19 protein-coding genes and 1 tRNA gene are annotated in these 20573 nt (G+C 34.1%); 6 read left to right on the forward strand and 14 right to left on the reverse strand.

The features are described 5' to 3' along the window. On the reverse strand, window positions 1–446 hold a 446-nt coding region (locus AB8B65_RS07470), incomplete at its 3' end, for an RES family NAD+ phosphorylase (RefSeq protein WP_405300257.1). Next, window positions 446–859 carry an antitoxin Xre/MbcA/ParS toxin-binding domain-containing protein gene (locus AB8B65_RS07475; protein WP_405300259.1) on the reverse strand — a complete coding sequence of 138 codons (414 nt, stop codon included), beginning with the start codon at window positions 857–859 and terminating at the stop codon, window positions 446–448. The genes AB8B65_RS07470 and AB8B65_RS07475, both read right to left, overlap by 1 nt. 102 nt (window positions 860–961) lie before the next feature. Between AB8B65_RS07475 and AB8B65_RS07480 the strand changes: the two genes are divergently transcribed. Next, window positions 962–1702, forward strand: coding sequence for a Bax inhibitor-1/YccA family protein (locus AB8B65_RS07480; protein WP_405300261.1), 741 nt, complete (start codon window positions 962–964; stop codon window positions 1700–1702). Between the two features lie 71 nt (window positions 1703–1773). Here the strand turns inward: AB8B65_RS07480 and AB8B65_RS07485 are convergent, their stop codons facing one another. The 12 genes from AB8B65_RS07485 to dnaE all read right to left on the reverse strand — a co-directional run bounded on the left by AB8B65_RS07485 (window position 1774) and on the right by dnaE (window position 15986). Continuing rightward, a complete protein-coding gene (locus tag AB8B65_RS07485) occupies window positions 1774–2199 on the reverse strand; it encodes a hypothetical protein (protein WP_405300262.1) in 426 nt (141 codons plus the stop codon). A 128-nt stretch (window positions 2200–2327) separates the two neighbouring features. Further along, window positions 2328–3470: a tetratricopeptide repeat protein gene (locus tag AB8B65_RS07490; RefSeq protein WP_405300264.1), complete on the reverse strand. Its 1143-nt coding sequence runs from the start codon at window positions 3468–3470 to the stop codon at window positions 2328–2330. 7 nt (window positions 3471–3477) lie between these two features. Then, window positions 3478–4983: a M56 family metallopeptidase gene (locus AB8B65_RS07495; RefSeq protein WP_405300265.1), complete on the reverse strand. Its 1506-nt coding sequence runs from the start codon at window positions 4981–4983 to the stop codon at window positions 3478–3480. Further along, window positions 4980–5348 (reverse strand): BlaI/MecI/CopY family transcriptional regulator, encoded by a 369-nt coding sequence (locus tag AB8B65_RS07500; RefSeq protein ID WP_405300266.1) that lies wholly within the window; start codon window positions 5346–5348, stop codon window positions 4980–4982. Before AB8B65_RS07500 ends, AB8B65_RS07495 begins: the two co-directional genes overlap by 4 nt. A 113-nt stretch (window positions 5349–5461) precedes the next feature. Continuing rightward, window positions 5462–6727, reverse strand: a complete 1266-nt coding sequence (locus AB8B65_RS07505) for a hypothetical protein (RefSeq protein ID WP_405300267.1) — start codon at window positions 6725–6727, stop codon at window positions 5462–5464. A 512-nt stretch (window positions 6728–7239) separates the two neighbouring features. After that, window positions 7240–7313 (reverse strand) — tRNA-Asp (locus tag AB8B65_RS07510). An 86-nt stretch (window positions 7314–7399) separates the two neighbouring features. Next, window positions 7400–8329 (reverse strand): DUF58 domain-containing protein, encoded by a 930-nt coding sequence (locus tag AB8B65_RS07515; RefSeq protein ID WP_405300268.1) that lies wholly within the window; start codon window positions 8327–8329, stop codon window positions 7400–7402. Window positions 8330–8518: 189 nt separating this feature from the next. After that, window positions 8519–8839 carry a thioredoxin gene (trxA, locus tag AB8B65_RS07520; protein WP_405300269.1) on the reverse strand — a complete coding sequence of 107 codons (321 nt, stop codon included), beginning with the start codon at window positions 8837–8839 and terminating at the stop codon, window positions 8519–8521. A 176-nt stretch (window positions 8840–9015) separates the two neighbouring features. Beyond that, the gene (locus AB8B65_RS07525; RefSeq protein ID WP_405300270.1) at window positions 9016–10026 is read right to left on the reverse strand and encodes a transglutaminase domain-containing protein; all 1011 of its coding nucleotides are present in this window, start codon (window positions 10024–10026) and stop codon (window positions 9016–9018) included. A gap of 30 nt (window positions 10027–10056) precedes the next feature. Next, on the reverse strand, window positions 10057–10467 hold the full coding sequence (locus tag AB8B65_RS07530; RefSeq protein WP_405300271.1) for a carboxypeptidase-like regulatory domain-containing protein: 411 nt from the start codon (window positions 10465–10467) through the stop codon (window positions 10057–10059). A gap of 191 nt (window positions 10468–10658) precedes the next feature. Further along, window positions 10659–11315 carry an HAD family hydrolase gene (locus AB8B65_RS07535; protein WP_405300272.1) on the reverse strand — a complete coding sequence of 219 codons (657 nt, stop codon included), beginning with the start codon at window positions 11313–11315 and terminating at the stop codon, window positions 10659–10661. 288 nt (window positions 11316–11603) lie between these two features. After that, on the reverse strand, window positions 11604–15986 hold the full coding sequence (gene dnaE, locus AB8B65_RS07540) for a DNA polymerase III subunit alpha (RefSeq protein WP_405300273.1): 4383 nt from the start codon (window positions 15984–15986) through the stop codon (window positions 11604–11606). 336 nt (window positions 15987–16322) lie between these two features. Here dnaE and AB8B65_RS07545 point away from each other — a divergent pair, with 336 nt between their 5' ends. From AB8B65_RS07545 to AB8B65_RS07565, 5 genes are all read left to right on the forward strand, one after another. Continuing rightward, a complete protein-coding gene (locus tag AB8B65_RS07545; protein WP_405300274.1) occupies window positions 16323–16826 on the forward strand; it encodes a 30S ribosomal protein S16 in 504 nt (167 codons plus the stop codon). 71 nt (window positions 16827–16897) lie between these two features. After that, a complete protein-coding gene (gene rimM, locus AB8B65_RS07550; protein WP_405300275.1) occupies window positions 16898–17425 on the forward strand; it encodes a ribosome maturation factor RimM in 528 nt (175 codons plus the stop codon). A 14-nt stretch (window positions 17426–17439) separates the two neighbouring features. Beyond that, entirely contained in the window at window positions 17440–17949 is a 510-nt protein-coding gene (locus tag AB8B65_RS07555) for a GTP cyclohydrolase (RefSeq protein WP_405300276.1), read from the forward strand. 2 nt (window positions 17950–17951) lie between these two features. Further along, the gene (locus tag AB8B65_RS07560; RefSeq protein ID WP_405300277.1) at window positions 17952–18665 is read left to right on the forward strand and encodes a tRNA1(Val) (adenine(37)-N6)-methyltransferase; all 714 of its coding nucleotides are present in this window, start codon (window positions 17952–17954) and stop codon (window positions 18663–18665) included. A gap of 104 nt (window positions 18666–18769) precedes the next feature. After that, window positions 18770–19948: an acyl-CoA dehydrogenase family protein gene (locus AB8B65_RS07565; protein WP_405300278.1), complete on the forward strand. Its 1179-nt coding sequence runs from the start codon at window positions 18770–18772 to the stop codon at window positions 19946–19948. The last annotated feature ends 625 nt before the right edge of the window (window positions 19949–20573 follow it).

The raw sequence follows: 20573 nt of genomic DNA on the forward strand, positions 1-20573 counted from the left end.
CGCGAATCAAAGCTAAATTTTTGAATTTTAGAAACGCTGATGCTATGAAAATCTATGTGCATCGGATTTAAGATGTAATTGAATTCATCTTTTACAATGGCAGAAGGTACTTTTAAGACTGCAAATTTGTTTTCCGTGACAAATCGAGTAAATATTTCTTGTGTTTTGCTGTTATAAGGAAAGGTATTCCAATTTTTTGGAAGTTTTTGAAGTGTTAATACGGGAACTTCATCTGGAATGTGAATGTGTACTAAAATACGATCGTCTGGTAAATCTTCTGTAATGTCTAAATGCATTACAACTTCCAAATACGCTAGTGAAATGTGTTGTGAAGTGTAAACGGCGCGTGTTCCGATTTCGTTCCAACGTCCGCCAATTTTTTCTGCGCCAATTCCCGAAAGTAAGTTGTTCTTTCGTTTGGCTCTGTCAATTCTGTAAACTATCATCAAGCAAAAATTCCGTAATCAATACGTCTTATTTCGTCAATAACTAGTTTTACGCCATAACTTGTGTCAAGTAGTGAAAAAGGTGTTAAACCGCCTAAAACTTTGCTTTTTTTGTTGAGCCATCGTGTGAATTTTTTTTCATCACCAAAAACTTCAAAGCCTTTTGAGTATACTTCGGCAATTTCAAATAAGCGTTCGCTTACTTCTTTGTCGTAGCTGTTTTTTTTAGATAATGTTGAGTAGGAAGCCGGAACTATTTCCGATATTTTTGTGAGTGGCAATGCAACACGCATGCTAAACTTTTTTAGTTGTGATCTGGTTACGCCACTTCGTGTAGCGTGAATGATTTTTAGTTTATTTTGTGGCGAGTCGTTTCGGTTGTCGATATAGCTCGTTAGGGTTAAAGCTTCCATTTTTTAGTATTTTTACCTAGTACATTGTGTAAATTTACAAATATTTAATGGTTATACCGCAACAAAGCGTCTTTTTTTCTTATTTTTAACAAAAAACAACAGATGAGTTTATTCGGATTGCATACTTCAAATCCTGCGTTTTCTAATTATTTTTGGAAGCGTTCTAGCAGCAATCGTACGCGCAGTAAAATGACACTTAGCGGCGTTATTGTGAAATCTATTTTTTGTCTGTTACTAGTTGCGCTAAGTGCAGCATATACTTGGAAGTTATTTTTTGATGGTATAGACATTCAATGGTATACTACAGGCGGAATTATTGTAGCGCTGGTATGTAGTATTGTTATTTCTGTTAGACGCGAATGGGCGATGCCGCTAACGCTAATTTACGCAGTTGCAAAAGGACTTTTTGTGGGCGGATTTAGCGCGTATATTCATAAAAGTTTTCCGTATTTACCTTTTCAAGCAGTGATTGTTACGTTGCTTACTTTTTTGGTGATGTTGCTTTTATATATGACCAGAATTATTAAAGTGACTCAAAAATTTAGAAGCGTCGTTGTTACGGTAATTTCTGTTATTTTCTTAATTTATATTACTGCTTTTGTGCTACGCTTTTTTGATATTCATTTTTCCTTTCTTTGGGACAGTTCGTGGTTTGCAATTGCTTTTAATGTGGTGGTTGCTATTTTTGCTTCCTTGAGTTTGTTGCTCGATTTTGATTTTATGGATCGTTATATTGGTCGCGCCAAGAAACAGTATGAATGGTTTGCCACTTGGGGATTGTTGGTTACAATTATTTGGTTGTATGTGGAAGTGTTGCGATTGCTGAAGAAATTAGCGATATGAAGTTGAGTTTGAAGTTGAAGTTGAAATTGAAGTTGAAATTGAAATTGAAGTTGAAGTTGAAGTTGAATTCTTTAATTTTCAATTGTTTGCTCTGCTACATTTAGAATGATTGGCAAGATAAATTTTGTGGTGACAGGAATGCCTCTTTTGTGCGCTGGCAATGCTTTTGGCAAGTTGTCAATGCTTGTCGTTATTAGGCTGTCTAAAGTTGGAATGTATTTATGTGTGCTATCGCTTTTTTCAATGGATGAAACTTTTACAATTCCCAGCGTGTCAATGTACAATGCTACTTTGATAGTGTCATTAATTGTTTTGGTGACAATTAAGTTGTTTTCTGATAAACGTCCGTAAATTTGATTGGTTAAGGTTTGAAAAAAACATTTTTTTTGTGCTTCTTTTTCCAATTGATCACAGTTTGAAAACGATGGAAATTCGTCTACGGTATCTAAATTGATACTTTCTTTTTTTTGCGCTACAATTTCTTGTTCCGTGATCACTGGCTTGTTAAAAAAGTCACACGAAACACACAAAAAAAGAATTAGGCAATATGTCCAAAGTTGTTTCATCAATACAAATATCATGAAAAATACAACTTTTCGATAGTTTGCCGTAGTTTTTGATTCTTTTATTCTGTTTTTAAGTGAATTTCCTCTTTTAGCTCTCGAATTCGCGTGTTAACAATCTTTTTTATTTCAATCTTTGCTTTTGGAAATTTTTTCAAGAAACGCTCGTACATTTTTTGTTTTGCTTTCGAATCAGAATAGTAATTGTCTGCCACTTGTGCCAATCTAAATTGTGCCAATTCATAATCTGGATTTTCCTCTAATGCCATGTTGAATAACTTCATGGCTTTTTTAAATTCTTTTCGATCAAAATGAACCATTCCTAAAATATAATAATCGCCCGAAGGATCTGTCATTTTTCCCAAAATTGCTTGCGATGCATGATGTTCGGCTTTTTCAACAATTCCATCTTGATAGTATAGTTTTGCCAATTGTGAGTGATAGTAATAGTTCCCTTTATCTCGTTTCAGCGCTTGTTCATAATAATTAATTGCTTTTAGAATTTGTCCGACGCGATACGCAGAAAATGCTGCTTTTTCATATACATATCGCGTCGCTTTTTTACGATTAATTAGTTTTTCAAACCATAACAATGCGTTTCTGGATTCCTTTTTCGCATAATATAATTGTGCTCTATACCCAATAATTTTGACATCTTCTGAATTGTTTACCAAACCTAGTCTCATTAAACCTGCTGCATTTTCAAACTCTTGCTGTTCCAGGTAGTTTTTAATCAGCTTGTAGATGCTTTTTTGATGTTGCGGATCCAACTGAAAGGCAGCTCGATAAGATTGTATAAAAGTTTCTTCTCCTAAGGCTTCTTTTACCGAACCAATTTGGTAGTGAAAGTTTGGATTGAGCGTATCTTTTGCTTTTAATTTTTCAAAAATTCCGAGCGATTTTTTAAACTTTCCAGTTGTATATAACAATCTTCCATAATCATACAAAACTAAGGTATTCAAAGAATCCAGTTTTAATGCCTTTTCGTAGTTTATAATAGCTTTTTTACTATTTCCTAGCGCTTTGTATGCTTTTGCGATTTGCGTGTTTGTATAGCTGCTATTTTCTTGCGCTTGATAGACTTTGATTGCTTTTGAGTAGTTTCCGAAGGTGTATAAACTATCTGCCACAGCCAAAGTCGAAGATTGCGCTCCGACTTTGATTGTGATTAGTACAGTAATGAATATAAATAGTATTCTTTTCATATTTAAATTATGCTTGTATTTTAAATACAATTGGCAACACATATTTTACACTTATAGGCTTTCCATCTTTCATTCCAGGCGCAAATTTTGGCAACAAATTTATAACACGCTCGGTTTCTTCTACTAACGATGGATGTGGCGCTCTTACATTTACATGTTCAATTTCGCCATTTACACCAATAATGAATTTTGCAAAGATTCTTTGTACTCCGACTAATTTTAATTTAGAAGCTTTTTCGGTATTATAATTTTTATTCACGAGCATTTGCACACCTTTGCTAGAACATTTCTTTATTTCTTCTGAAGTTCCTGCATTTTCACAACCTGGAAAAATAGGTGCTTGATCTATGTGTGAGAATTCAATTGCTTCCTTTTCTATTACGCTGTACTCATTTTTACTTTCTATACTTTTTTTACGAGCCAATAGGTAGTCTTCATACGAACGTGCTTTCGTTGCTACTTGACTCAATTTACCTGAATTATCCCCTAAAAGTTTTGCCATCTTGGTAAGCAATACTGTTTGATCTTCATAATCGGTTCTCGACAAAATTTGACCTTCATTTTGTTTAGCACTAAGGAGGTTTAAGTCTGCAATTACTTTATCAAGTGCCGCTTTTTTCTCGTCTGAATCTAGCATTTTCATTTCTGTTGTTTCAGTTGTGTCTGAACTAGAAATTCCAGTAGTTCCACAAGAAGTGTATAGAAGCGATATAATTAAAATAGGAACTAATACTAAGTATTTTAGTTTTAGAATTTGACGGGATTTTCGTTTTGTTAACATAATGATTCGTTTTTTGATTAGTGAATGTTTAAAGAATTGATTGGTAAACGAAAATTGTTGTGTTTGAAATACTTCAGCTAACAATTTTTCATAATAATCGGATTTATTTTTGTCTTGAACGACTGCTGCATCAGCAATGTATTCATGTACTTCTGATATGCGTTTTTGGTAGATGTATACAAGCGGATTGAACCAGCACAGGATTCGTAAAATTTCAAAATACAGCAAGTCTAGTGAATGCTTTTCGCGAATATGAACCAATTCGTGCGAAATGATATTTTCAAGTTTCGTTTCATGAATTTCTTCGCCTATAAATACATATCTAAATATGGAAAATGCCAAAGTGCTTTTTGGTATGATAATCACCGTGTAGTTTTCATGTTTTATAAAGCGTCCTTTGAAACGAAGTTTTATCAATTGTGTTATTTTATAGATAAAAAGCAGACTGCTTATTGCGATTCCTATGATTAAAAACCAATTCCAAGTAGGTTCAATATTTGCAACAGCTTTTTCTGGCGTAAGCACAATTTCTGGTAATAGAATGATATATTCTTGCGGCACCACATTTTGAAAACTTTCAAGCTTTATGAATGGTAATACAAATGAAATCAGCGAAGAGAATATGAGGTACATTCTGTTCCAATTGAAAAAGGTTTCTTTTTTGAGAAATAGATCATAACTCAATAGAAATAATAGCTGAAAAGCGACGACTTGAATAAAATATACGATCATGACTGCTGATTATTTTTTTCGATTTCTCTACGTATTTCTTCTAATTCGGCAGTATTAATATCATTTTTCTGCATAAAAAACGACACCATACTTTTAAATGATCCTTGAAAATATCCGTTGACCAATTTTGAAATGGACTGATTACTGTATTCCGTTTGTGCTAAAAGCGGATGATATATATGTCCTTTCCCAACTTTTTCATAGCCAACAAACCCTTTAGATTCTAAAATTCGCACAATCGTAGAAACGGTATTGTAGGCAGGTTTTGTGCCTTTAAAGTTTTCAATAATTGTTTTTACGTTTGCTTTTTCTAGTTGCCACAGAATTTGCATGATTTCTTCTTCTGCTTTGGTCAATTGCTTCATAGATATACTTCTTGTTTATTCAACTAAATATTTAGTTCTATGAAACAAATATAACTAAAATTTTAGTTTCAACTAATTTATTAGTTAATAAAATCAATAATTTTTTGAAGACATTACTCTGAGTAGTATGCTAATGTGCGCTCAATTCGTTTCGTTTTGATGCCGTTTTCAAATAGAGTTCGTGAAGTCCAATTGCCGTGTTTATCGTAGCTGTATTGGTAAGAACGTTTTTCGTGATCGTCAAGATCATTACTCAAAGTTTCATCTCCATACTTATTATAATGACAAATTTCAGCTTTTCTTCCTCTGTTGTAATGAATTGATACAAATCCATCTTCTTCCTTTTTTTTAATATCTGTGATTCTTTTGAGAATGGTATGTATTCCTATTTTCTTTTCGATGTGAACAGAAACTACTTTATCCAGTTTCCCCTTTTTTTCGTGATATTCATAAATATAACCGCTTCCATGTCCTGCTTTGTAAGTTGTCATACGTTTAGTAAGTCTATCTTTAGCATCATACGTGTACGTAATGATATTTACATTCCCCTTTTGATAATCATGATAGAAGCTTCTCTTTTCCATTACTAGCCTATTTTTCACGCTATACACATACAAAGTACTTTGCTTTAATTTATATGATGAAAAATCCCTAAGCTTCACAATACCTTCTCTGCGTCTATCATAACTATATTTATACATATACTGATGTTGTCCTGTCAATCTGTTTTTATCATCATATACATATTTGATTACGTAATCTTGAGGGACAGAACTCCCTTTACAACTTACATAGTTATCCGTTTCTATATGCGCATTAAAAGTTTCATATTTTTCCACCAAATCATGTTTGTTGTAAGTGTATCTTTTTTTGATGAAATAATCTTTTTGAAAAGATGATTTTACCCAAACCTCCTTTAGTTTTCCACTAGAAGTATAATTTCGTTTTTCAATTTTTTCATGAATAATTGACGTGCTTTTTTTTCGGTTACTACGTTTTGACCTTCTTTTATTAAAAATTAATTGATGATTGTCGTTGAATTTGTTTTCTTCGTTAAGAAATTGCTCCGAGTCTTGATCGACATAATAGCTTTTTAGAAGGTTTCCGCTTCTATCAAACTCAAAAACCTCATTAATATCAACATATACTTTCTTCACAGCGTTGTGGAAAGAATACTCAACATAAGTAGAATCTTTTTTGTTGAATGTGTATTCAAAGTTAACAGTACTAACTTTTTTTATATTTCCTCTTATATTTTCTACATTCCAATAATAGTAGTCTCCATAATCGAAAAGTTTTTCTGGATATCTGTTTTTTTGCGCTTTCGCTGAAAACGAATACAGGAAAAGAAATAAAAACAATGGAATTTTTAGTCGCATCAATTAATGTAACGCAAGATTTCTGAATTTATTCAAAAAAAAGTTGAAAGAAAGATAATGTAGAATCAAATCAAGAGCTATTAATAGAACAATATTTTTGAATTCAAAAAATATAAAAGTCAAAACAGTGTAGAAAATACATTTGATAAGATCCCAACCTACGTTGGGATTAATTCAACTTACAACTTAAGTGCGTCCTTTGGACTTCTTGAAATCCGAATTCAAAAACAATAGATAAAAGTTAAGACAGCGTAGAAAATACATTTGATAAGATCCCAACCTACGTTGGGATTAATTCAACTTACAACTTTAAGTGCGTCCTTTGGACTTCTTAAAGTTGAGTTTCATTAAAATAAAAAAGCATCCCAATTTTCAGTAAAGAAAAAAGGAAAGCTTTTCATTGGTTTAACTACTAAACCAAAGGTAAATCAAGGATTTACCTTAAACAACACAACTAAATCTTTTTGCCAAAAAAAGCTTCTCCTTAAAGAGAAGCTTTTTAGCAATTTTAGCGGTCTGGACGGGATTCGAACCCGCGACCCCATGCGTGACAGGCATGTATTCTAACCAGCTGAACTACCAAACCGTTGCTTTATTGCGGTTGCAAATATACACCACAATTCCATTTATACAAACATATTTGAATAAAAATTGAAAGTTTTTTTCAATGAATTACGCAAACTTTTGTCTTTCAACCAAATACGTTAGTAAAATTTTTTCAAATTTTTCGTTAATATCTGCGGCAACGTACTTGATTTTATATTGTGCACATTTCATTTTTAATTGTAAAAAATAATCAGAAACCGCTTTTTTATAGTTTTCTTGTACTGAATCCGCATAAATATCGATATGCTCACCCGATTCTACATCAATAAAACGCTTTGGTTTGTTGTCAAAATCGAAATTTAATTCTTTTTCCGAATCAAATACATGAAATAAAATAACTTCATGCTTGTTGTATTTTAAATGTTGTAATGCTTCAAATAGTTTTTCATCTGCTACTCCATCTTGAAACATATCTGTAAATAGAAAAATAAGGCTTCTACGGTGTATTTTCTCTGCGATTTGATGCAAATAGGTGTACGTGTCCGTTTTTTTATTAATTCGCTTCGTAGTGACTGTTTTATCAAGCGCATTCAGTAATAACTGATGATGACGTTCACTTCCTTTTTCGGGCGCATAAAAATCGTAATCATCTGAATAAATACTCAAACCAATAGCATCACGCTGTTTTTTAAGAATATTCATTAAAGAAGCAGTTGCCAATACCGAAAATCCGACTTTATTCAAATTGTCTAATGATGGCGCTTCTACTGGCGGATAATGCATGGAAGATGAATTATCCAAAATAATATGACAGCGCAAATTGGTTTCTTCTTCGTACTTTTTAGTGTACAATTTGTCTGTTTTGGCAAATAATTTCCAATCAATATGCTTCGTACTTTCGCCTTGATTGTAAATTTTATGTTCTGCAAATTCAGCAGAAAAACCATGAAACGGACTTTTATGCATTCCGGAAATAAATCCTTCAACCACCTGTTTCGCAAGCAATTCTAAGTTTTTAAATCCTGAAGTTTTATTGAGTTCTTGTTGTAAATTCACAAGTATTTTTCTTTAGTTTATGATATAAATGTACGAACTAATTTTTTAGTATTTGACGCGATTAAAAATCAAGTTCAGAATACTGTTTTTAATTTTCACTAGCTGCAAAGCTTCTAAAAGTTATATTTTAATAAAAAAAAAGGTTTGACATAATGCCAAACCCTTTATATTCTATTTTAAATGTGTTTTTTAAGCTAATAACTTATCAATTACTTCAGTGTATGTGTTTTTTGGTGCTACACCAACTTGACGTCCTACTAATTCTCCGTTTTGAAAAACTAAAACCGTTGGAATGTTACGAACTCCAAACTGAGCTGCATACTTTTGATTGGCATCTACGTCCATTTTTCCAACAACTGCTTTTCCTTCATATTCAGTAGCGATTTGCTCAACTACAGGAACTAACATTTTACAAGGTCCACACCAAGCTGCCCAAAAGTCAACCAATACTGGCTTGTCGCTGTTCATTACTACTTCTTCAAAATTTGCATCTGTGATTTCTAATGCCATAACTATATATTTTTTAAAATTCTACTTTATTTTTTGTGTATTATGCAATATTAGTCAAATATTTTTCCAAAACTTACATCACAAGTATTTGTTTTGGCTATGTTCCTATTGATTTTTCTTATTATAACTTTGGATTACTGCACATTAACTCTTTAAAAAAAATTACCGAATGGTTTTCATCGAGTTACCTCAACTGTATACGTAGAAATTAAATCTTCTTTGATATACAAATGCACATCGTAATATCCTGTATATTCAAATTTGTAATCTATTGATAACGATTTTTCTTGAATAGAAATCTGTTCAGGATGTATTTTGCGTTCTGTAAAACTGCTTTCTATCACTAAATTTACATCTTCTTTTTGTACTTCTTTTTGAAGTTGAAGCGTAAAATTGAAGTTTTTATTTTGCTGTACTTCCGTGTGCATTTTTTCAGGATAACTATGATCGCTGAAATAACTATATGCTTTTCCGTAAATAATTGGCGCGTCTAAAAACATTTGAAAAGTAGGTACTGTACCTTTTAATAGAAACCATTTTTCATCAATTGGATGATGATTTACCGCAAATATGTGCGGATCTGATAGAAAAAAACCGCTATTAAAATCGAATTGAAATTGAAACGTTTTTGGATTTGGAATTCCGCTCGCCCAAGTAGGATCACATAAATACCATTTTCCGTTAAGTTTTACCGCATTCCATGAATGATTTGGCGAATCTAAGTTTTTTAAATTCATCGTGCTCGTTCTTGCAAATCCGTGTATCATTTCGCATTCAATATCAGCCAAATTTGCCAATTCTTTTACCAAATACGCGTATCCTGTACAAATAGTTGTGCGATCTCTTAAAAGCTTTCTAAAAACAATTTTTTGAAATTTTGTATTCCACTCATTCAGTTTAACACTATCATTTTTATAACGATGTCTTTTGCGTTTGTTTCTAGTGTACAATCTGTAATCGTTCCCAACGCTGCTGCAAACCCATTTAAAAATTGCTCTAAAACGTTCTACATCAGTGTCCAATTTTGAAGTCAATTTATATACTAGATCTGGTAAATTATGTAATGTTTCATCCTTGTATTTCAAAGCAATCTCGTCTGCTTTTTCAAATGAAATATTTTGAAAATCAGAAATTTGAGCATTCGCTTGAAATACAAAAATGAATAAGATTATATGTGTGATACGCATTTTCACAAAAGTAAAATAGCTGCTAACTAATTAGTTTTTTCGTTTCGATTTGTAACGCTTGTTCGTATTCACAGCGCCCATAAACTCGATTACTTCATCAGACAAAACTGCTTTTATAAACTTTGTATCTGCCTTTATTTTTACTTCGATAGATTCGTACCCTAAGTAGCTAATTAATAAAATATCGCCCGTTTTTAATGCGACAGGAAACGTAAATTCGCCTTTCTTATTTGTTACAGTTCCTTCGTTAGAACCTTTTAAAATTACATTAGCACCATCTAACGGTTCTTGCGGATTGCTTACAGTTCCTTTAAGGATTTTTCCGTTTTGCGAAGTTGTCGCTTTCCCTGTTTGTCCGTACATCGGATTAAACGCAAATACAGCTACCATGAACAGCGTCATGTACCATATTTTTTGTGTAAATGTTACGTGTGTTTTCATCTGTTTCTTTTTTAAAAATTAGTTTCTTCAAATAAGATACGCTTCAAAATTTGTGAGCGCACTGATCAATTCTTTATATATAGTATCAAATGTATCGAGAGAAGCGTTGCCATCAAAGTGGTATTGAGTAAACATCCTATTTGAATGAGCGAACACTTAATTTGTTGTAATTTAAGATATTATTGTGCGATTTACAATAAATTCATATCAAACTCCTTAAAATTAACAAAATGTAGTTTTGCGCCGTGCGATTGCAGTTTTTCACGATTTCCTGCGCCAATTCCAATGAATTCTATGTCTAAGTTTTGGGCCGTTTTTACATCCCAAATTCCATCGCCTAACGAAATAATTCGTTTAAATTTTGAAGCATTAAAATAGTTTTTTGCTTTCGCTATGGCGGAATTGACAATTTCTTCTCTTGTGAAATAATTATTAGAAGCTTCTAACAACGCTTGATCATACACAATTCCTGCGCGATCTAGTTTTAATTTTGCTGGCAATAACATAGAACCTGTTGCAAAGCAAACTGCATAATTGGTGTGTTTGATGATTTTCTGTAAAAATGCATTCGCTCCTGCAATTTGCGTTACATTACAATCTTGGATTTCATTCACAAATTCCGCTTCAAAGCGTTCCATTACTTGTTTTGAAAATCCACGATTCACATCACTTTCATAGTTTTCTTTTGCGATAAAACTGTCCGTTAAGTGCGTATAGCTTTCCCAATTGGTATTCACGAATTCTACGCCAATTGCATGCAATGCGTTTACAAATCCTGTTTGATGCACGTTTTCGCTATCGAGCAATGTTCCGTCAATATCGAAGACTAGGAGGTTTTGTTTTTTCATAGGTTTATATTATTCATTTCATCAAACGTCAGATCGAGTGATTTTCCTAAGAAAATTGTATCGAGAGCTACTTTGAAAAACCTTAATACTATTTAAAAATTTGTCACGAATTCACGAATTGCTTTTTTGGCTACTCTTCTTATTTTTAATGATTGCACCAATTATTTCGTTTTAAAGTCAATTCAGTGTTCAAACGTCAGATCGAGTGATTTTCCTAAGAAAATTATATCGAGAGCTGCTTTGAAACTTCTCAATACTTTTACACTGAACCTGTCGAAGTGAACAATATCAATTAATCTTATACCGTACATCTTCCGCAGCCAACGCATCCAACAATTCTTGTGTAATATGTACCTTTTTCTTTTTGCTTGGCGCTTGCAGTTTTATTTTTTCTTTTCGTTCGTACAAAGTAAAATGTAACGATTTATCACCTTTGTGTGTATCTAATATTTCGTTGATAAAATCGAGTGTTTTTTCCTCTAATTTATTTACATCAAGCTGAATGGTTAGTTTTCGTGCCGCAGTTTCCATCACATCTTGCAACAATTGCATGGAATTGAATTGCAATCGCGGATCGCCTTTTTTCCCTGTATCACGATTTACCCAACCTTCTTTTATATACGCTTTTATATAAACGAATGAATTCGGCACAAAGAAATGCCTAAACTTTAAATACTCTTCTCCAAAAATCCGAAACTCGTGCGAATTGGTGTAATCTTCCACCGTAAATAACGCCCAACCTTTTCCATTTTTAGAAACTCTGTGTTGCACTTCCGTTACAACGCCACCAAAAGATACTTCACGACTTACATAATTTTCCATCTGAGAAAAATAAGTCAGATCGCCATTACAGAAAAAGCCCATTTCCGCTTTAAAATCATCTAATGGATGTCCAGAAATATAAATTCCAACCACTTCTTTTTCGCGCGCTAGTTTTTCCATAGTTCCCCATTCTTCACATGGCGGCACTTGTGGTTCGGCTATTTGTACTTCACTGGCTTCCCCAAACAAACTGACTTGTGCAGAATTTTCATTTTCTTGAAACTTGGCTCCGTATTTTACTGTTTTTTCTAAAAATGTAATGTTGTCATTTTCCGTATGAAAATATTGTGCTCTGTGTGTATCTCCAAAAGAATCAAATCCGCCAGCCAACGCTAAATTTTCAAATGCTTTTTTGTTTGCTGCGCGAAGATCTATTCGTTTTGCTAGATCAAATACGGACTTATATCTTCCTTCCGAACGTTCTTTCACAATAGTTTTTACTGCGCCATGTCCAACTCCTTTAATAGCGCCCATTCCAAAACGTACTGCACCTTGATCGTTTACTGTAAACTTATAGAATGATTCATTCACGTCCGGACCTAAAACATCCAGTTTCATACGTTTACATTCTTCCATAAAGAAGGTAATCGTTTTAATATCATTCATGTTATTGGAAAGTACCGCCGCCATATATTCCGCAGGATAATGTGCTTTTAAATACGCTGTTTGATACGCAATCCAAGCATAACAAGTAGAGTGCGATTTGTTAAAGGCGTATGCCGCAAATGCTTCCCAATCTTTCCAAATTTTCTCTAATCTATCTTCTGCATGTCCTTTTTCCGAAGCTTGTTTTATAAACTTAGGCTTCATTTTATCAAGTACGGCTTTTTGCTTTTTACCCATTGCTTTACGCAAGACATCAGCTTCACCTTTGGTAAAATCTGCCAATTTCTGCGACAGCAACATCACTTGCTCTTGATACACCGTAATTCCGTAAGTTTCTTCTAAGTATTCTTCACAAGCATCTAAATCGTACTCAATATCTTCTTCTCCATGTTTTCTTCTAATAAAACTCGGAATGTATTCCATTGGTCCAGGACGATACAAAGCGTTCATTGCAATTAAATCGGCAAACGTTGTTGGTTTAAGCGATTTCATGTGCTTCTGCATTCCAGGCGATTCATACTGAAACACACCTACCGTTTCACCACGCTGGAATAACTCATAGGTTTTTTCGTCTTCCAACGAAATAGTATCAATATCAATGTCAACATCGTGCTTGTATTTCACAAGCTTTACGGTATCTTTTATTAAGGTTAGCGTTTTTAACCCTAAGAAGTCCATTTTTAGTAGACCTGCATCTTCCACAACCGAGTTATCAAATTGTGTACAGTACATTTCCGAATCTTTCGCCAACGCAACAGGAACGAATTTTGTAATGTCGTCTGGTGTAATAATGACTCCACATGCGTGAATTCCCGTATTACGGACAGAACCTTCTAACACGCGCGCCATGTTCACAGTTTCCGCTTCCAATCCATCTTCTTCCGAAATATTGACCAATTCATTAATCAATAGTATTTCTTCGGATCGGAATTTTTGCTTGAGTTCTGCTTCTGATTTTCCAAAAATCTTAGCTAGTTTGGTGTTCGGAATCAGCTTTGCAATTCTGTCTGCATCACTTAATGGTAAATCTAGTACACGCGCCGTATCACGAATAGACGATTTTGCCGCCATGGTTCCGTAGGTAATAATTTGTGCTACTTGATTGGAACCGTATTTATCAATTACATAATCCATGACACGACTTCGTCCTTCATCATCAAAGTCAATATCAATATCGGGCATGGATACACGATCAGGATTTAAGAAACGCTCAAAAAGTAGATCGTACAACATCGGGTCAATATTTGTAATCCACAAACAATAGGCTACTACTGAACCAGCTGCCGATCCACGACCTGGACCAACCGAAACGTCCATGTTTCGTGCTTCTCGGATGAAATCTTCTACAATTAAGAAATACCCAGGATATCCTGTTTTTTCGATGGTTGCGAGTTCAAAATCGAGTCGTTCTTGAATTTCTGGTGTAATTTCGCCATATCTTTTTTTCGCACCTTCGTACGTTAAGTGTCGTAAATATTTGTTTTCTCCACGTTTTCCGCCATCATGTTCATCTTCTTCAAACTGGAACTCTTCTGGAATATCGAATGCAGGTAATAATACATCACGTGCTAATACAAAAGGCTCTACTTTGTCTACAATTTCTTGGATGGAAAGAATGGCTTCCGGCAAATCTTTGAACAAGGTTTTCATTTCGTCTGGCGACTTGAAATAGTATTCTTGATTTGGTAATCCGTAGCGATATCCACGTCCGCGACCAATTGGTGTTGCTTGTTTTTCTCCATCTTTTACACACAATAAAATATCATGTGCATTTGCATCTTCTTGCGCAATATAATACGTATTGTTTGTTGCTATGAGTTTAATTTCATGCTTTTTAGCCAATTTAACCAACACATCATTCACTCGATTTTCATCTTCTTGATCGTGACGCATAATTTCTACATACAAGTCGTCTTGAAAGGTTTCTTTCCACCAAAGCAATGCATCTTCGGCTTGTGTTTCTCCAATATTTAATACTTTATTAGGGACTTCTCCATAGAGGTTTCCTGTAAGCACTATAATATCTTCTTTGTACTGTTCTATGACTTTTTTGTCGATTCGCGGCACATAGTAAAATCCTTTTGTGTATCCTATGGAAGACATTTTTGCCAAATTGTGATAGCCATTTTTATTTTTGGCAATGAGTACAATTTGATATCCATTGTCTTTTCTTGTTTTGTCTAAATGATCTTCACACACGAAAAATTCGCAACCTACAATTGGTTTTAGAATTTGAGCGTCTGTCGTTTCACCTTTCTCTTCTGCTTCCGCGATTTTTGCTTTGACACCTTTGTTATAATTACTCACTTCTTTTACAAAGTGAAATGCGCCCATCATGTTTGCATGATCTGTCATAGATACTGCTTGCATGTTGTATTTACCTGCGGCTTTTACCAAATCGCCAATACTTGATGTGGACTGTAATACGGAAAATTGTGAATGATTGTGTAAGTGTGAAAACGGCGCTTCTCTTAAGGCTTCAAGATTTGCTGCAATTTCTTGTTGCGAGATTCCTTCGCCTTCTTGTGTTTTGGCTAAACGCTTCCGTATTTTTTCAGAAGCCGCTTTTAGATTGATATGTTTCAATCCGATCATTTTGATCGGTTGCGGATTGTTTTCCGAGAAACGTTCAAAATAATCTGGCAATACATCAAGTTGCTCCGTAGTGTATTCTTTTCTTCGGATGAGTTCTAAGAAACACCGCGTTGTTGCCTCCACATCGGCAGTTGCGTTGTGCGCTTCACCAAAACCTACTCCAAAAAGATATTGATGCAATTCGGTTAATGTTGGAAGTTTAAATTTTCCAAAACGTCCACCTGGCAATTGACATAAACTTGCAGTGGCTTCCGTACACGTATCTAATACTGGAAGTTCTTGTAGTTTGTTAGCAACATTTCCACGATAAAATTCAGAACCCATAATGTTGACGTCGAAACCAACATTTTGTCCAACAATAAATTTTGTTTTTGAAAGTGCTATATTGAATTTCTCCAACACTTCTTGCAACGAAATTCCTTGTTCAGCAGCCAATTCGGTAGATATTCCGTGAATTTTTTCGGCATCATACGGAATATTAAAACCTTCAGGTTGTACTAAATAATCTTGATGTTCGATTAGATTTCCAAGTTCATCATGCAGTTGCCAAGCAATTTGTATACATCTTGGCCAGTTATCTGTATCAGAAATTGGCGCGTCCCATCTTTTTGGTAATCCCGTTGTTTCGGTATCAAATATTAAGTACATATAGCGTGGTTGTATCGGAGAATTTTGAACAGCTAAAATTACGTATTTTTTTCCTGTTTTTTACTATGGAGTTATTAACACCGTATTAGTGGTTGAGTACGTTCGACTGCGCTCAGTATAAACTAAATTAATAGGTATTAACTAGCATTTTTTAAAACAGTACACATAAAGTTATTAACTATTTTGCGGTAAAAAAGCGACTAGCGAAGATACGACTGCATTTTTTCGTGCGGAAATACCAAAAAAAAGACTTTTTAAGTAGTTGTGTTTCAGAAATAATAGTATTTTTGCAGCCTTATTAATAATCGAGGTCGAGAACCTCACAAATTAATTTTTATGTCTGTTAAAATTAGATTACAAAGACACGGTAAAAAAGGAAAACCTTTTTACTGGATCGTAGCAGCTGATGCACGAGCAAAAAGAGATGGTAAATACTTAGAGAAATTAGGTATCTACAATCCAAACACAAACCCTGCAACTATTGAATTGAACCTTGATGGTGCAGTTGAGTGGTTACAAAACGGTGCACAACCAACTGATACTGCACGTGCAATCCTTTCTTACAAAGGTGCAATGTACAAGAATCACTTACTTGGTGGTGTTCGTAAAGGAGCTTTAACTGAAGAACAAGTAGAAGAGAAATTTACTGCTTGGATTGAAAACAAAGAAGGATCGGTACAAGGTAAAGTTGACAGTTTAGCGAAAGCTGAGGCTGATGCAAAAGCGAAAGCTTTTGAAGCTGAAAAAGCTGTAAACGAAGCTCGTATTGCTGCAAATGCTCCTGTTGTAGAAGATGCTGCTGAAGATGCTGGAGAAACTCCTGCAGGTGAAGAAGAATAAATTATAGATTATACATATAATTTTTAGCCTAGTAAATACTAAATTTGCTAGGCTTTTTTTATACTATTGATATGCGAATTGAAGATTGTTTTTATTTAGGGAAAATTGTAAAGAAGTATAGTTTTAAAGGCGAATTACTTGCGAAATTAGACACTGATCAACCCGATTTGTACGATGATTTGGATGCCGTTTTTATAAAACTTGGACGTGAGTTTTTACCGTTTTTTATTGAAAAATCATCATTGCACAAGTCAGATTTGTTACGCTTGAAGTTTGAAGATATTGAAACCGAAGAAGATGCCGATCAATTATTAAAATGTGAATTGTATTTGCCTTTGGAGTTTTTACCAAAACTAGAAGGCAATAAGTTTTACTACCACGAAATTATTGGTTTCACTATTGAAGATGCTTCATTTGGAAAGGTTGGAACAATTGTCAGTGTGAACGATTCAACAGCGCAACCGTTGTTTGAAGTGGAACGCGGACCAATTGAAATTTTGATTCCGATGAATGATGATATTATTACAAAAATAGATCGTGAGAATAAAACCATTCATATTGAAGCACCAGAAGGTTTGATTGATTTGTATTTGGAATAAAAAACGATACCGTTATGATAAAAATGGCAGAAGTCGATTTGAAAACAAAGTACGGAACGTTTCATGAAGTCCTTTTTTATGATGGACAAAAAGAAGCAATTGCTTTTTATATGGGTGATATTTCCGAGCAAGAAAATGTGCTTTGTCGAGTACATTCATCCTGCATTCATGCACATATTTTTAATAGTGTTGAATGTGAATGCAGAGAGGAAATGGCAATTGCACAACAATTGATTCAGAAAGAAGATTGCGGAATTATTATATGGTTAGAACAAGAAGGAAAAGGAAACGGACATCATGCATTATTGAAGAGTATTCCTTTTAAACGAGAAGGCATGCCACAAGCAGCTGCGTATGAAGCCGCAGGTTTTAAAAAAGATGCGCGTGATTTTTCGGCAGCAGCCAAAATTTTAAGAGCTTTAGATGTTACATCGATTACGATGTTGACAAATAATCAGAAGAAAGTTGATACACTTACACAACACGGAATTAAAATTTCGGGGACTAAATCACTTGAATTATAGCTATGAGTAAACCTTTTCAATTTAAAGAATTTACTATTCAGCAAGATAAAACTGCGATGAAAGTCGGAACTGATGGCGTTCTGTTAGGCGCTTGGGCTTCTATAGAAAGCAATCCGTTTGCTATTTTAGATATTGGCGCCGGAACTGGTTTAATTGCTTTACAATTGGCACAACGCTGTCACGCAGAAGTGATTGATGCTATTGAAATTGACGACGATGCCTACGAGCAAGCAGTTGATAATTTTGAAAATTCTCCCTGGAGCGATCGATTGTTTTGTTACCACGCAGGTTTGGACGAGTTTGTCGATGAGATTGAAGATAAGTATGATCTAATCATTTCAAATCCGCCATTTTACACGGAAAACTACAAAACTGAGAATACACAACGAGATACGGCACGTTTTACAGACGCATTGCCTTTTGAAGAATTACTTGCTGGCGTTGCATATTTGTTGGAACCTACAGGAACGTTTCACACTATTATTCCGTATAAAGAATATGATCATTTTGTGAATCTGGCGAAAGCCAACAATTTATTTCCACGTAAAACATGTCACGTAAAAGGAAATCCTGAAGCCGATTTTAAACGCAGTTTGATTTCTTTTTCGTTTGAAAAAACGGAAACCACTGTGGAAGAATTAATTATTGAAACCGCAAGACATCAATATACGGAAGCATATATTTTGCTCACAAAATCCTTTTATTTAAAATTATAACAATTAGTCTTTGTTTTGTGACATTTCATTAATTACTTTTGTGATCGCGATTTGCGAATATTCCGTAAATTTGAGTATTAAAAAATGCTATAAACACACGATTGATGAAACCAGACTTATTCCAAGCTCCTGATTACTACAACTTAGATGAGCTTTTATCCGAAGAACATAAATTAGTAAGAGACGCTGCCCGCGATTGGGTAAAAAGAGACGTTTCTCCTATTATAGAAGACTACGCACAACGTGCTGAGTTTCCAAAGCAAATCATTAAAGGATTGGCAGATATAGGTGCATTTGGACCGTATATTCCAGCTGAATATGGTGGTGCAGGTTTGGATCAAATTAGTTACGGATTAATCATGCAAGAGATTGAACGTGGAGATTCTGGAGTTCGTTCTACAGCTTCTGTACAATCATCTTTGGTCATGTATCCTATTTGGAAATATGGAAACGAGGAACAACGTCAAAAATATTTACCGAAACTAGCTTCTGGTGAATGGATGGGATCTTTTGGTCTTACAGAACCAGATCATGGAAGTAATCCTGGAGGAATGACAACTAATTTTAAAGATATGGGCGATCATTATCTTTTAAATGGTGCAAAAATGTGGATTTCTAATTCTCCATTTTGTCAAATAGCAGTTGTTTGGGCAAAGAATGAAGAAGGAAGAATTCACGGATTAATCGTAGAGCGTGGTATGGAAGGTTTTTCTACACCAGAAACACATAATAAATGGTCATTAAGAGCTTCTGCAACAGGAGAGTTGATTTTTGACAATGTAAAAGTTCCTAAAGAAAACTTATTACCAAACAAATCTGGACTTGGAGCACCACTTGGCTGCTTAGATTCAGCTCGTTTTGGAATAGCTTGGGGAGCAATTGGAGCTGCAATGGATTGTTACGATACCGCTTTACGTTACAGTAAAGAACGTATTCAATTTGGAAAACCTATTGGTCAATTTCAATTACAGCAAAAGAAATTAGCTGAAATGATAACTGAAATCACAAAAGCACAATTATTAGCTTGGCGTTTAGGAGTTATGCGTGAAAATGGCACGGCTACTTCTGCTCAAATTTCCATGGCAAAACGTAACAATGTAGATATGGCATTGAAAATTGCACGTGAAGCGCGTCAAATGTTAGGCGGAATGGGAATTAGTGGTGAATACTCAATTATGCGACACATGATGAATTTAGAAAGTGTTATTACGTATGAAGGAACACACGATATTCACTTGTTAATTACAGGATTGGATGTTACTGGACTAAATGGTTTCAAATAAAAAATAAAGACTTTTTACGAAGCTTTTTTCAATAAATCAAAACATGGGCAACGTTTACAGCGTTTGCCCTTTCCTTTTTTATACTTTTTACAACATTTACTTTTATAGTTCTCTGCAATCTTAATATTTTTCTTCTTAGATTTTGCTGAAACTTCTTCTATCGCAATTAAAAAAGACATAATAATTCATTTATACATTAGAGTACAAATGTAGTTATTTTAATTTATTCTAAATAAAAAAACTGAGCTTTTAACCCAAAAAGTATGATGGTATTTATAAATTCACGCACTGTTTTATTGGAGTATTTGGAAGAAAGAAAAGTTTGGGAAATCCCTTTTTAGGTTTATGGAAGTTATTTTTAACTACTAAATGAGACCCCCTAATTTCTCAATTTAATATATAACTAACTTTTATATTTCTCTAAGTTTCCTCAGCAACACTAAAAAAAAAAGGGAGTAATCACAAGAATGATCTCCCTTTTATCTAATAGAATAATACTATTATAATGAGATTCCCCTAAACCTCAATATGTTTTGAACAAAAATAAACTATATCTTAAAAGAGTGCTAAGATAAAACATTACTTCTGTTACGGTTTTACCGTAATTATAGTAGGCTTGTGAATT

The organism is Kordia sp., from assembly GCF_045105435.1.
GTDB lineage: Bacteria > Bacteroidota > Bacteroidia > Flavobacteriales > Flavobacteriaceae > Kordia.